The sequence below is a fragment of the Streptomyces phaeoluteigriseus genome (assembly GCF_001896135.2).
Classification (GTDB): Bacteria; Actinomycetota; Actinomycetes; order Streptomycetales; family Streptomycetaceae; genus Streptomyces; species Streptomyces phaeoluteigriseus.
The window spans coordinates 134,577-147,981 of sequence record NZ_MPOH02000009.1 but is presented as its reverse complement, the minus strand read 5'-3'; the positions used below and the strand labels follow the sequence as shown (position 1 = coordinate 147,981).

The 13,405-nt window shown below is 68.7% G+C and carries 6 protein-coding genes and 5 pseudogenes; 3 read left to right on the top strand and 8 right to left on the bottom strand.

Annotation, left to right across the window (positions count from 1 at the left end):
* Positions 1–251: 251 nt before the first annotated feature.
* Both BM536_RS08450 and BM536_RS08445 read right to left on the bottom strand, forming a co-directional pair.
* Positions 252–1,915 (bottom strand): annotated as a pseudogene (locus BM536_RS08450) (RICIN domain-containing protein).
* Positions 1,916–1,982: 67 nt separating this feature from the next.
* The gene (locus tag BM536_RS08445) at positions 1,983–2,702 is read right to left on the bottom strand and encodes a hypothetical protein (RefSeq protein ID WP_073493785.1); all 720 of its coding nucleotides are present in this window, start codon (positions 2,700–2,702) and stop codon (positions 1,983–1,985) included.
* Between the two features lie 408 nt (positions 2,703–3,110).
* Here BM536_RS08445 and BM536_RS08440 point away from each other — a divergent pair.
* A pseudogene (locus tag BM536_RS08440) lies at positions 3,111–4,204 on the top strand (hypothetical protein).
* A gap of 42 nt (positions 4,205–4,246) precedes the next feature.
* Positions 4,247–4,801, top strand: a complete 555-nt coding sequence (locus BM536_RS08435) for a hypothetical protein (RefSeq protein ID WP_073493792.1) — start codon at positions 4,247–4,249, stop codon at positions 4,799–4,801.
* Positions 4,802–4,855: 54 nt separating this feature from the next.
* On the opposite strand, the gene BM536_RS08430 is transcribed toward BM536_RS08435, so the two are convergent.
* The 5 genes and pseudogenes from BM536_RS08430 to BM536_RS08410 all read right to left on the bottom strand — a co-directional run.
* Positions 4,856–6,382 (bottom strand): NHL domain-containing protein, encoded by a 1,527-nt coding sequence (locus tag BM536_RS08430; RefSeq protein ID WP_073493783.1) that lies wholly within the window; start codon positions 6,380–6,382, stop codon positions 4,856–4,858.
* Positions 6,383–6,952: 570 nt separating this feature from the next.
* Positions 6,953–7,156: pseudogene (locus tag BM536_RS08425) on the bottom strand (cation transporter); the annotation flags it as partial.
* Positions 7,157–7,664: 508 nt separating this feature from the next.
* Positions 7,665–8,354 (bottom strand): annotated as a pseudogene (locus BM536_RS08420) (RICIN domain-containing protein); the annotation flags it as partial.
* Positions 8,355–8,428: 74 nt separating this feature from the next.
* Positions 8,429–10,681: an RICIN domain-containing protein gene (locus BM536_RS08415; protein WP_245873325.1), complete on the bottom strand. Its 2,253-nt coding sequence runs from the start codon at positions 10,679–10,681 to the stop codon at positions 8,429–8,431.
* A gap of 57 nt (positions 10,682–10,738) precedes the next feature.
* Positions 10,739–11,065 (bottom strand): annotated as a pseudogene (locus BM536_RS08410) (hypothetical protein); the annotation flags it as partial.
* A gap of 744 nt (positions 11,066–11,809) precedes the next feature.
* Between BM536_RS08410 and BM536_RS40760 the strand changes: the two are divergent.
* Positions 11,810–12,208, top strand: coding sequence for a hypothetical protein (locus tag BM536_RS40760; protein ID WP_158086513.1), 399 nt, complete (start codon positions 11,810–11,812; stop codon positions 12,206–12,208).
* Between the two features lie 98 nt (positions 12,209–12,306).
* Here the strand turns inward: BM536_RS40760 and BM536_RS08400 are convergent, their stop codons facing one another.
* Positions 12,307–13,233: an RNA polymerase sigma-70 factor gene (locus tag BM536_RS08400; RefSeq protein ID WP_094102760.1), complete on the bottom strand. Its 927-nt coding sequence runs from the start codon at positions 13,231–13,233 to the stop codon at positions 12,307–12,309.
* Positions 13,234–13,405 lie beyond the last annotated feature (172 nt).

Here is a 13,405-nt window from a genome sequence, read left to right as displayed (position 1 = left end):
ATCGTCGGCTCCGTCATCCTGCTCGCCCTCTACCGCCTCGTCGCCGGTAACCGGCATTCGCACCGTCACGCATGACCCGCTGAAGGCACAACGCCTCCGGACACACCTGGACGGCTCCCTCCTGTTCACAGGACGGGAGCCGTCAGCGTGTACGGCCGGGCCACCCGGGCGCCCACTCCCCGGTTGCCGTGATCCGGACTCCCCGGTTGCCCACTCCCCGGTTGCCGTCATCCGGAGTCCACCTTGGAGGGTTACCGGGTCCTGAAGCGGCGGAAGAGGTTTCGAGCCACGTACACTCCCGGGCCGCCGAAGCCGACGATGTCGACGCGTCCGTCACCGGTGATGTCGGCGAGGAAGCGGGGATGCTGATCGACCCGCCAGGCGCCCGCGTCCTCGTCGTATCCGAAGCCCCGGCACACCAGCTGGGCCTGCTCGAACCGGCCGTCGCCACGATTGTGCGCCACCCAGACTCCCTCGTCGCCGAAGCCGACGATGTCCGGGTCGCCGTCGCCGGTGACGTCGGCGAGGAACCGGAGGTGCTTGTCGCTCGTCCACCCCTGGGCGAGCCCGAAGTCGTTCAGGACGAGCTTGGAGGGCTCGAACGTGCCGTCGCCGCGCCCGCGTGCGACGACGACGCCCTGCGGGCCGAACCCGACGATGTCCACCGCTCCGTCACCGGTGGTGCTGATCAGGAACCGGGGGTGCTCCTCGACCGATCCCCACCCCTGGTCGGCCCCGAAGTCGTCGAGGACGTACAGAGGGTCGGCGAATACGCCTTCCTCGTCCTGGAATGAGACCCAGACGCCGTCGTCGTGGCAGCCGACGATGTCGAGCCTGCCGTCACCGGTGGTGTCGGCGAGGAAGCGGGGATGCCTGTCGGCAAGCCACCCGCCGGCCTGCTGACCGTGTCCGAACGCCTTGACGACCGGCTCGCCGCCCGCGGACGCGAACGTCCCGCCTCGTCCTGGAGCGACACCCGGACACCGTCGGCGGCAAGCACGACGGCGTCGGGTGTGCCGTCGCCCGTCGTGTCCGCGAGGGTCCACAGGTCCTTGGGACTCGGGGAGGGTAGGGGCTGGTACAGGATGCGCTCGTCGTCGTCGAACGTGCCATCGCCTCTGCTGGACGATGTCACGGCCCCCTTCCCGGGTTTGCCTCCTACGATGTCCGCACGGCCTGCTCCCCCGGTGTCGGCGAGGAACCGGTCACCGAGCCCAACCCACCAGTTCGTTTGCCCGCTGTGAGAACGGGCGGCTCCGGCGCTCTTCCACCCGCCGGCGTCCTGGTCGCTCCCGAACCGCTCGAGGACCAGCAGCAGGTCGCTGAAGGAGGGCGTCGCGTCGGGTGCCGGCCGCAGCGCGGGCGAGTGGGCCAGCCGCCAGGACCGGCGGCCGTTCCAGTGGCTCACGGACGCCCAGCGCAGCACGGGGTCACTGGTGCGCTCGGGCTCGGCCGGGACGAACCGCCACCGCTGGCTCTCCGCCCTGTCGTCGTACTCGCGCAGGACGATCCGGGTCTCGTCCTTGCCGGGGTCGGCGAGGTCGAGTACGGCGCCATCGGTTACGCCCTCGATGAAGTAGAGGCCCGCTTCGCCCTCGACAGGGACGACATGCCACTGCTGGCCCCTTCTGCCGGCGGCGGCGTCCCACTGGCGCACACCGCGGTCCGCGGTGGCGGGGTTGTCGAGCACCTTGCCGGTGACCGCGTTGCGGATCACATATGCCTCGTCCTGTGCTTGCCCGCCTTGCGCGGCCTGCACGGGGGTGAGCTGCCACTGCTCCGGGTTCGGGCCGTCATCGGGGACGCGGCGGACGACGAGCGCCCCGTCCGCGCCCGGCGCGGCCCTGGCGCCGAGGGTCATTCCCGTGGCGGCGTTGACGATCTCCACTTTCAGTTCTTGCGTGGGCACGGGCATCGTGGTGCCTCTTCCAGGCGGTGCGGGCGTTGGCTCGGGACGGGTGTGGCGCGGCGGTGGCGGCGGATCACGTGAAGACGTGGTGGTAGGGGACGTTCCACTCGTTGGGCAGCCGCGGGTAGAACGTGTTGATGACCGTGCCGGTGAAGTCCCCGCCCCAGTTGTAGGTGAGACGCACCTCGCTGTCGGCTGTCACCGCGTGGTCCTTGAACCCGAGGATGGCGTCGGGGTGGGTGATCGGCACGAAGGTGATCCCGCCCCACGGCGTCACCGTGACGACCCAGAGCTGGGTGTCCTCGGGGGCGCCGTTCTTCCCGCGCCACTTGTCGCCGACCTTGTCGGGCAGGCCGACCTGGACGGTGTCGGCCGTGCTCCGGGGGGCGTCCTGGTGGACGGTGATGCGTCGGCGCTGCGGCTTCGGCGCGCCGTCGTCGCCACGCCCAGCGCCGGCTACGCCCGCGCCGGCGGGTTCGGGCGGCACCTGGCCCGCGGCGCTTTCGATGAAGTACAGCGGTCGCTGCCCGAAGAAGCCCGCGGGGGTGAGGTGCCAGAGGTGACCCTGCCCTTCCTTGGTGACCGGATCGAGCGCGGTGGCCAGCTTCACCCCCTTGTCGTGGCTGTCCTCCTTCAACTCGGCGGGCCGCAGGAAGCCGCCGTTGAAGGCGTGGACGAGCATGACCGGCCGATTCTCGACCAGCGCAGCCACGATCGCGTTGTCGTAGCTGTTCACCGCCACCGGTCCGCCGACCACCAAATTCGACATTGCCGTACGTTCTTGGGTGTACATCGCGGAAACCTCACCTCTTCTTGATGTGGGAGCAATGCGTCGGCCGCTCGTTGCAAGGTTTTCCATGCGGTGCATTACCGCAGGCCCTGATCATCCTGCGCCGAAGGGAATCCGGAATTGATTCGACACCGCATCGAATGCCCTCACCACAGCACCGGCCGCAGCCGCGGCATGCGCAGGAAGGACTCTTGGAAGGCCATCGATCGAGCGATCGGCGGCACTTCAACTTACTTCCCGTTCCAGCGAGTTGGGAGCCTCCGGTGAACCCCTTTCACTCGATTGAGCGTGATGCGCGAAGACACCTTCCTAGACAATGAAGCCCCTGATAGCTTCGAATTTCGGAAAGCGCGCAGATGCCTGACTCCATTTCATCGAGCGCGTTTCGGCCAGATCAGTCGAGGACGGGGAATGCCTTCCACCGCGTACAATTTGGAACGGTTCAAGCGCCATCCGCTGACGAAGAAGAACCTGCGGGAACTGAACGTCGAGCAGACCTGGCAGTCGATTCTGAACCATCCCAACCTGGTCTACACCGACAACTTCGGAGTGCAGCACAAGCCCGTCGGGTTCTCCATCAACAAGTTGCGCTTCGGCGCTTTCCCCGGATCCGCGTTCGATCTGGGCTGGCTCGCCTACATGAACCTCGGGGAGCCGCTGATCGAGGAGCGGTGCGACATCGACCAGCCCCCGCCCGACACGTTCTCCTCGCGCGCCTACGTCAACCGCAGTCAGAAGCCGATGACCTTCACCGACTCGGTCGATTTCACCGTGTCGAACGGGGTGACGTGGTCGCTCCACGGGGATGCCAAGCTCACCTTCGGCGGCAGTGTCGGCGCGCAACTGCAGCTGCAGCTGCAGAACCAGCTCAAGATGGACCTCCAGGCGCAGCTCCAGACGCAGCTGCGGAATGACATGACGAACAAGAACGCCAACACGGTGACCAACAAGAACAGCAAGGACAGCGTCGGGGTGGACAACGCCAACGCCACCGAAACGGCCACGACGAACTCGGCGGGGAACTCCGCGGCGAACTCGGTGACGAACTCGGTGCGTTCACGACCCAGGGCAGCGCCACCGGCAGCGCGTCGCTCAACGCGCAGTTGGCGCTGGGCATCGCGGCCTCCGTCGGCGGCTCCCTGACCACCAGCTGGACCTCGAAATCGCAAATCTCCGGCGAGGTCCCGCAAGAGTCCCGCGTGGAGACCATGGCCACGCAGCGGCGTACCCGCAAGCATTACACGTACGAGATCCCGGTGACCTTCTCCGGGTTCGTCGCGGTGAAGTACGCCGTGCCGGTCGCGGTCCTGTCTCCCCCGCAGTCCGGGAACCCCGGCCTCGACCAGGTGGTCGCCCGCGACATCGCCGACATCGACCTGGCGGGCGGCGCCGGCTTCCGCATGAAGGGGCTGGCCGAGGTCGTCTCCGCCCTGGATGTCCACCACACGATGTTCGACGCCGAGAGCCTGACCTACAGCCAGCGAGCGCTGCACAAGGGGCCTTGACCGGACGCGGCGCCGCCACCACGACGACCAGGGGTGATGACCATGGTGTTCGACAACATCTTCAACTTCGCGAACCAGGGCGCGGGGCTCTTCTCCGTGACCACCGAGGGCACCAAGCGGCAGCCGGGTGCGGACGTCGACTTCGAGGACTCCGAGGAGGACACATACGACGACAAGAGCACGAGCCTGTTCAACAACGCGATCCACGGGGCTTCCTCCCGGGCGAAGGTCGTGCAGGAGCAGTCACCCGAGGCACGGGCCGTCCTGGGATTCCTCGGCTCCTTCATCCAGACCACCCAGACTTCAGCCGAAGCGCAGGCCCAGTACGCCGGGAACGCCAGCTCGGTCTCCGACGCGGCGTCCGACGGCATGAAGAAGGCGAGTGAGAAGGTGAGGGAGGAGGACGGCCTGCAGAAGAACAAGGACCTGGAGAAGACGCCGGACAAGAGCGTTTACGCCAAGGCTCCCAAGGCCCCGGAGGCTCCCAGGGCCGCAGAGGCTCCTGCGGCGCCCAAGCCGACCGCCGAGGTCCCAAAGACCCTGGGGGAAACCAGGACGACCGAGGCGACCGCCCAGAACCCGTCCGGTTCCCAGTAGGGCACAGGTCACGAGAGGGGGCAGAGGCGTGATCGCCCCTGCCCCCCTGGTGCCTCACCCCAGAAGCAGCTGCCACTGCCTGGCCCGGTGATCCCCCTCCGCTCCGTCCTGCCTGATCACCGCACGGGCGTTGGTGTCGACCCGCAGAAGCAGACCGCTGTTGCGGTTCGCGATCTCGTACACCCGCGGGGTGTCGGTCGCCGAGCCCACCGGGATCAGCCTCCACTGCTGGTGGTGCGCGTCGCCTCCCTCGTACGCACGTTGCGCGACCACCGTCCCGGCCGCCTCGTGCGCGCCGACGACTTCCAGGACCTTGCCGCTGCGCACGTTCTCGAACCGGTAGAGGACGTCGCCGTCGTCGTGCCCCGCCGCGACCAGCCGCCACCGCTGGTGGTTCCTGGAGGTGGCGAGCAACTGGTGGATCTCGGCCCCGTCCTGGGTGGACTCGCTCAGCACCCCCATCCGCAGCCTGCTGCGGACGTTGGCCCAGAAGACCACCGTGCCCGACTCGGGCAGGCCGGCCATCTTCGCCGAAGCGATCTTTCGCACCCGGTTGTTGACGTGGTCGGCGATGTAGAGGGCGTCGACGCAGTCCACAGCGAGGCCGAACGGGTGGTACAGCTGGGCCGAAGCGGCCGGGCCGCCATCACCCCCGAAGCCCGCGGCGCCTGTGCCGGCCACTGTGCCGATCTTCCCGTCGGACGTGACCTTCCGGACCCGGTGGTTGTTGTAGTCCGCGATGTAGAGGGTGCCGGAGCTGTCCACCACGACGCCCACTGGGTAGTTCAGCAGGGCCGAGGCCGCCGGGCCGCCGTCACCGCCGAAGCCCGCGGTGCCTGTGCCGGCGACCGTGCTGATCCTCCCATCGGCCGCGACCTTCCGGATCCGGTGGTTGGCGTGGTCGGCGATGTAGAGGTCGCCCGCGCCGTCCACTGCCACTCCGTGCGGGCAGTTCAGCTGGGCTGAGACGGCTGGACCGGCGTCTCCCTTGAACCCCGCGGCCCCGTTCCCCGCGAACGTGCTGACCTTCCCGTCAGTCGTGATCCGCCGAATCCGGTGGTTGCTGTAGTCGGAGACGTAAAGGGTGCCGGCGTTGTCCACCGCCACGCCCAACGGGAGGTTCAACCGGGCAGCGGTGGCGGGGCCGCCATCGCCGCTGAAGCCCGCGGCGCCCGTGCCGGCGACCGTGCTGATCTTCCCGTCGGCCGCGATCTTCCGGACCCGGTGGTTGTTGGTATCGACGATGTAGACGGCGCCTGCGCTGTCCACCGCGACCTCACGCGGGTAGTTCAGCTGGGCCGAAACGGCAGGCCCGTTGTCCCCGCTGAATCCCGCGACCCCGGTCCCCGCTACCGTGCTGATCCTCCCGTCGGTGGTGATCTTCCGGACCCGGTGGTTGTTGAAGTCGGAGAAGTACAGAGTGCCGGTGACATCCACGGCGATCCCGTACGGACGGTTCAACTGAGCCGCACCAGCAGGCTCGTTGTCCCCCTTGAACCCCGCAGCCCCGGTCCCCGCCATCGTGCTGATCGTTGGAGCGTACTGCTCGCCACCGGTAGCTCCCGCCTGGGCAGTGCTCATCTTCCATCCCTTCGCCGTTCACCCGACCGCCGACTCCGATGGTGACGTCGACAGCGGACAACCAGGGGCGAAAAGCAGGACGCCTGATCTCGCGAGCGTCTGGAAAAGGAGCGTTTGCCCATGGGCAGCTCTGGTACGCCTCCTGCGCAGGGCGACCTTGTCGTCGGCATGCGACCGAAAGCTCAGCCACCCTCACGAGGTAACGGCGAGTGTGGCGTTGACGAGGCCGGGCTCCGCAGTCGCTGTGCGCGCCGCGGCATGCGGTGGCCTCGACCATCCCGCACGACCGAGGCGATGGCCCTGCGGAGCAGTGACGACAGCCCCGGTCCGAGCCATCCCGCACCCTGCTGCACATCGCGGCGGCGCCTGTGCCCATCATGACAACGACCTGGCCGCGCCGGCCCCTGTCGCCGCACCGGCAGATGCGGCTTCGCCGTATCCGGGCGCGTCCGCAGCCCGCTGATGCGGTGCCACGCTCCGGCTGGTACGCCGAGGACGCGCCAGGGACGCCCAGTTGCGGGCGAGGGAAGTCGTAGCCTTTGTCGACGTGGACCTTGCCGGCTTGCGTCGGCGGCACTCGCAGGTGTCGCTCCGGTCGGCACCGGCAGGCGGCAGCGCTGCGGCCGGGGCTGCGCAGCAGCCGTTGCCCTGCCAGGCGTCGCGGCCTTCCTTGATGGCGATGGCGGCGATGGCTAGGGCGGCGATGGGGTCGGCCCAGGACCAGGCGAGGGTGGCGTTGAGGACCAGGCCGACGAGGAGCACGGCGGACAAATGCCTGAATTCACGAAAGTCTGCACTGTCGGGACCCTCCGCCACCGTGTGACGCGCTGGCAACTCACCGACGAGCACTGGACACCTCGCCGCAGACCGCGAGTGCCGTCCGTTGTCGTTTGCCCTGACCGCAGGACAGGCTGCCGACAGTCCGCAGTTCGTCCCCTGCTGCAGTAGGTGCGCATCCCCGTCTGCCCGTCGGCCGCCCCCGCACCCCCACCGGGCCTGACGCTGCCGCCGCGGACGAGGAAGGCCCGACGGGGCATCGCGACCCGGCACGACAGGACGCCCGAGGCCACCTCGCCGGCCTCCGCCTCGACGCTTGGGCGATCCGGATCGACGACCGCTCGAAGGCTACTGTCTGCTCACCACATCGCACAGGGCCCAGTGCCGCCTCGGCGGCCATCCGTTCGGCGCCGACCGAGGGAGGCGCAGGGCAGGACCTGCGTCGCCGGGGTGTACCCGGCCGGCAAGCTGTTCTTCCCGAACACCAGGACCAGAGGGCAGGGCCTCAGGGTTGGGCAGCCAGGTCGAAGCTCTGTGCGGCCGAGTTGTCGCAGGCCCGCTGTACCAGCTGCACGCTGTTCGCCGTACCGCCTGTGGCGCTCAGGCACTTGCCGCTGTGCCGTGCGGTGAAGTGGTAGCGGCCGGAGGCCTCGCGTATCGGCAGCCACTGCTGATTGCCGCCACCACCGTAGGACCACAGCTGCAACGGTGCGTTCTCCGCGGTCGAGACTCCGGTGACGTCGACGAACTGCTGCGGATCACGGCGGATCGCGATCCGTGTGTATCCGCTGTCGGTGGGGCGGAACTGGAACTGCTGGGCCGTCGTCCCGTTGCACGCGTACTGCTGGATCGGTGTGCCGTTGGCCGTGGCGGCGGCCCGCGCGTCGACGCATGCGCCGTTCGCGTTGTCGGCCAGTGAGTACCACGCTGTCTCGGAGATGGGGCCGGTGGGCGACGGCCCGCCACCCGCTCCGCCGAGCCACTTGAGCCCGTCGATCAGAAAACGGTTCTGTGTGGGGCTCGCGAACGTCGAGGACAGCCGTGTGTCGGAGCCGTAGTCCATGGCGTTGTGTCCGAAGTTCGCGTACAGCATCTTGTACTGGGTGTTGGTCCACAGGATCGGGTAGTGGCCGCTGTACCAGGACTGGTTCGGGTCCGTCCCGAGCGGGAAGCTCGTCGGGTCGACCGAGGCCACAGCGGCCTGGGCCGGTGCCGCCGTCACGCCCGTCACCATCGCCAGAAGGGTCAGCAGCCGTGCTGCGAGGCGCCTCACGGGTGGCTCACCAGGTTGGCCACGTTGGTGGCCGAGTTGGAGGGTCCGCCCCGGTCGTTGATCACATGCCGGATCGTGCCGGTGCCGCCGAGGGAGACCGTCACCATGTTGCGGAAGCGGACGTTCGGGTTGTTCGGCACCTCGAAGGCGCGCTCGGCCGTCACGCTGTTGTCGACGTTGAAGAAGCAGTAGCTGCCGAGTCCGTAGGCCTCATGGCTGGTTACCGAGTTCGCGACCTTGTAGGCGGCGTAGCCCTGCGTCGAACCGTTCATCCACGCGGCCTGGTTGGGCGGGTCGTAGGGCATTTCGTTCTGATAGAAGTACGTCCGTCCGCCGTTGCCGTTCCAGATGGTCTGGTGCTTCTGGTAGTGCTCGACGAACAGGCCGTACATGGTCACGTTGTCGCCGTTGACGATCAGTCCGGTGTCGGCGGTGTTGGTGTTCCAGCCGATGCCGTCGCCGTGGTCGCCGCGCCAGATCCACATGTGGTCGCCGATGACGTTGTCGCTGTTGACGACGAGGCTGGTGGTCGCCTTGCCCACGGCGGCACCTCCGACGCGGAAGTACACGTCGTGCAGGGAGGTGGGGTTCGCCGCGTGGTTGGCGGCGGCGCCGGACGGGCCGATCTCCACCAGTGTCCGGGAGTTGGTCGTACCCGCGTCGAAGAGGACACCCGCGATCTTCACGCCGTCCACGTCCGCGACCGTCATGGCCGTGATGCCGTTGTCCGGGATGAACGTGGCGAGACCCAGGCCGAGCACGACGGTGTCGGGGCGGGTCACCCTGAGCGTCTGGTTCAGGTGGTAGACACCGGGAGTGACCAGGAGGTTCTTGCCCTCGGCCAGGGCCGCGTTGATCTGCGCGGCGGTCGCGCCCGGTTTGACGACGAAGAACTGGTCGATGCCGAGCGAGGTGCCCGCCGCATTGCCGCCCGCCCATGTCGTGGCCGACGAGTCGGTCCGCAGGGACGGCACGAAGACCTGGTAGGCGCCGGCGTTGTCGACGTACAGGAACGGCTTCTCACGAACCGTCGGGGTCCGGTCCACCGTCGTGTACGGCGGGTTGGGGAACGTGTTGCCGGGCACACCCTGGCTGCCGACGAACACCATGTTCCAGTTGGAGCCCGTCCAGCTGCCCAGCTGGGAGTTGCGGGTCAGCCACTGCTGCTGGGTGCCGGAGCGCACCTGCCCGTCGATCTTGGAGTCGGCCATGAAGCCGCCGCTGGACCAGCCGCCGTCGCTCAGCTCCAGATTGCCTCGCACATGCATACGCCGGTACGCGGACGCCTGCGAGACCGCCCAGCGGTCCGTGCCGCCCGTCGGGTTCACCGACAGGTTCTCGGCGCCGCGCCAGAAGTTGTGCGTGGCGTTCTGTGGCGGGAACCAGTCCGCTTCCACATGTACGGCGCCGTTGATCGTCACGGAGTCCGGCGACTGGCCGAGCCCGAGGACCTGGGTGTAGAAGCCGACGTTGACATCGTTGTTGTACGTACCCGGCTTGAAAAGCACCGCATGACGCTGGGAGCCGAACTGGTTCGTCTCCTGTTGCTGGAATATCGAGTTCAGCCGGCTCTGGATCGTGGACGACGGCATCGACGGATCGAAGACGACCACGTTGGGGCCCAGGTCCACGTCCCCTGGCGCGGTGCTCACCGGCGCGGCCTGGAAGCGCTGCGCCGCCGTGCCGTTGCAGGTGTACTGCACCAGCTGGACGCTGTCGGCCGTCGAGGCGGACGGCACGTCGAGGCACTTGCCACTGTGCCGGTTGACGAAGTGGTACGCGCCGCCGCCCTCGTCGACGGCCAGCCACTGCTGGTTGTTGCCGCCGCCGTACGTCCACAGGTGCACTGCGGCGTTGTCGGCCGAGGAATTGTTGCTCACGTCGACGACCTGCTGGGCGTCGTTGCGGTTGCCGATCCGCACGAAGCCGTCGCTCGTCGGTGTGAAGCTCCACTGCTGAGCGGTGCTGTTGTTGCATGCGTACTGCTGCACCACTGTGCCGTTCACGGTCGCGGCCGACCGCGCATCCAGGCACTTGCCGCTGCCGGCGTTGACGACGGAGGACCAGCTCGTGGGCAGGGCGGCGGCCTCGACCGAAGCCGCCAGGGTGGCGGCCTGTGTGGTCTGGACGGCGGTGAGGGTCGAGACGGCCGCAGCCGCGACCACGAGCACCGCGAGCCAGGGTCTGATGGTGCGGGCCGGGGTCGGGGCGGGGCGACCCGCTCTGGGCGTTCGCAGGGATCGGAGCATGTCTTCTCCTGGGCCGACTGCGCGGCGTCGGTGGGGGGTTGGTAGGGAAGGGGTGGGTCAGCCGTTGTACTGGGCGAAGACCCGGGTGAAGTCCCACGGCTGCTGGGAGACACCCGAGCACGTGCCGACCCTGCCGCCGGTGCGGGGGCGGGCACGGTTGACCGACCAGAAGGTCCGCCGTGCGAGGTGGCGCCGCTGGGCGTAGCCGAGAATGGTGCGGAAGTCGGCGACGGTCACCGTCTCGTTGTTGTCGGTGATGCCGTTCATGGAGGTGGCCGCGTGCGCCGGCGGGCGGTCGCCGAACCCGCCGTACGGCCCGCGTGACCACGTGCCGGTGTGCCGGTGGGCCTGGTCGTCGGAGTCGCCGTGGGCGTTCTTGACCGCGGGTTCTCGCGGCGGACGGTGATCACCACATGCCCCCTGTCCGTCCAGGGTGGTGTTGCGGTTGCCCGCGGTGTAGGACTGCCGCTCGTGGTTGTTGACGTCGTCGCCGGTCCCGGTCTGCCTTTCCCGCCGTTTCGACGACGGAGCCGACGGGTCCGTCGCAATCGCCGGAGAGGGTTTCGGCGGGCCGCCGCGACCGCGGTCGTCGGCGCGGCGGGCTTCGCCTCGGGCGCGGGCGCGTCCTGCGTCGGTCCGGTGGACAGCGACGTAGGGGCGAGGACCGCCACGAGGGACATCAATCAGCAGGCGTCGGGGGAAGCACGGGAAGTCCATGACTGTCCCTTCCAGGAGCATGTAAGGGAACGCCGGCGGTGGCACACGGAGGTCAGGCGCCGACACGCCGGAAGCGGCCTGCGAACCGAGCGGACATTGCGCCACGGCGGGTGGTGGGGGGAACTCGACTGGAGCGGCACTTAGTTCACTATGTGATTTAAGAAGCGGTCGAAGCTCCCTGTCAAGGTCTTGGTATGGACCAACTCTTGAACGGGAGCCACTACCGTGAACAGTGCCGTGCGCTCAGCCGCTTCCCCGGTCGCAGGCAAACGCCACCGGATCGACGGCATCGGCCATGCCTTGCCTGCCCCTTGTCGGTGGGGTGCAGATGGTCGCCGTTGTCGAATCGCCGATTGTTGCGCGGACTCCGACGAGAGCCTCGCCATGGAGCTGCGAGGAGGCCACGCAGGGGTGAACACCGTGGAGGACCATCTGCGCGGGCTCTGTCGACCTGTGCGACCGAGGGCCGGGTTGAGGCATGCCGACCTGCCGGGCGGGTTGTCCTCGCCTGCGCTCTTCACTCCGCACGAGCAGGAGTGCTCGCCGCCGGCCGAGCCACCCGGTGCCGGCGGCGAGCACGGCCAGGACGACGGCGAGGGCGGGCAGCCAGCCCACCACCGCCCCCACGCCGACGCCGACGCCGACGACGACGCCCGCCGTGCTCAGGACGGGCAGCGCGCAGCACGCCACACCGGCCAGGGCGGCCAGGCCCACGAGCGCCTGCGGGGCGCGGCCGGGTGGGGGTCAGCAGCAGGGTCCGCCATGGCGGTCTTCCTCGGCGAGGTCGGTGAAGGGAATCGGGCAACGTGACCGGTGGTGACAATTGGAAGGGCCTGAGTGAGCTGCCGGAACACGCTCAGGACGGCGGCCGCCGGACGGCGAACCCACCTGGCGGAACGACCGCCGACTCAGCGGCTCACAGTGGTCTCGCGGTCGATGCGGGACAGCTTCTCGGGATTGCGCACGGCGTACAGCTCAGTGATGAGGCCGTCGTCGATGTGCACCGCCAGGACGGTATCGACCTTGCCGCCCAGCCGGAGCGTGAGCGCCGGGTAGCCATTGACCTGTGTCGGCCGCAGCGACACCGCGGCGTCGATCCTGCCCAGTACCCGGGCGACCCTGTCGGCGCCGACGACTGGCGTCAGAGCGGCCCGCACGACTCCGCCTCCGTCAGTCAGCAGGACGACATCTGGCGCGATCATGTCGAGCAGGCGCTGTAGATCGCCCGTCTCGATCGCCCGTTGGAAGGCTTCGAGCGCGCCGCGGGTCTCGGCCGGAGTGACGACCTCGCGCGGCCGGCGCGCGGCGACGTGCGCCCGCGCCCGGTGCGCGATCTGGCGGACCGCGACCGGGCTCTTGTCGACGGCCTCGGCGATCTCTTGGTAGTCCAGATCGAACACTTCACGCAGCACGAACACCGCCCGCTCGGTCGGGGCGAGCGTCTCCAGCACCAGCAGCATCGCCATCGAGACGCTGTCGGCCAGCTCGACGTCCTCGGCTACGTCGGGCGCGGTGAGCAGCGGTTCGGGCAACCAGGGGCCCACGTAGGACTCCTTGCGCCGACGGAGCGTACGCAGTCGGGTCAGCGCCTGCCGAGTGGTCATCCGGACCAGGTAGGCACGCTGATCCCGCACCGTGTGGAGGTCGACGCCCACCCAGCGCAGCCACGTCTCCTGGAGGACGTCCTCGGCGTCGGCGGCAGAGCCGAGCATCTCGTAGGCGACGGTGAACAGAAGGTTGCGGTGAGCGCCGAACGCCTCGGTGGCGGAGTCCATACGACGGTCGCGAGCGGGCGGTTCGGCCGTGTTCCGTGTCCGCTCGCCGCACTCGCTCATAGCCGCCTCCCGCTGTTCGCTCTCGACCGTGTCACGCACAGGACGCCGGCCCCAGCCGTTCTGTGACACCCGCAAGCGGTGGCCTACGTCACATCACCGCACTGTCACAAGGACTGGGCGGCCGGCATCTCGTGTGCGTCAGGACGCCGCGAACGATCCGCGCGGCACGCGA

Bases quoted from the DNA above. Each gene is read 5' to 3' on its own strand.
- BM536_RS08445 (WP_073493785.1), bottom strand. From the start codon at position 2,702: ATGTACACCCAAGAACGTACGGCAATGTCGAATTTGGTGGTCGGCGGA.
- BM536_RS08435 (WP_073493792.1), top strand. From the start codon at position 4,247: ATGGTGTTCGACAACATCTTCAACTTCGCGAACCAGGGCGCGGGGCTC.
- BM536_RS08430 (WP_073493783.1), bottom strand. From the start codon at position 6,382: ATGAGCACTGCCCAGGCGGGAGCTACCGGTGGCGAGCAGTACGCTCCA.
- BM536_RS08415 (WP_245873325.1), bottom strand. From the start codon at position 10,681: ATGCTCCGATCCCTGCGAACGCCCAGAGCGGGTCGCCCCGCCCCGACC.
- BM536_RS08400 (WP_094102760.1), bottom strand. From the start codon at position 13,233: ATGAGCGAGTGCGGCGAGCGGACACGGAACACGGCCGAACCGCCCGCT.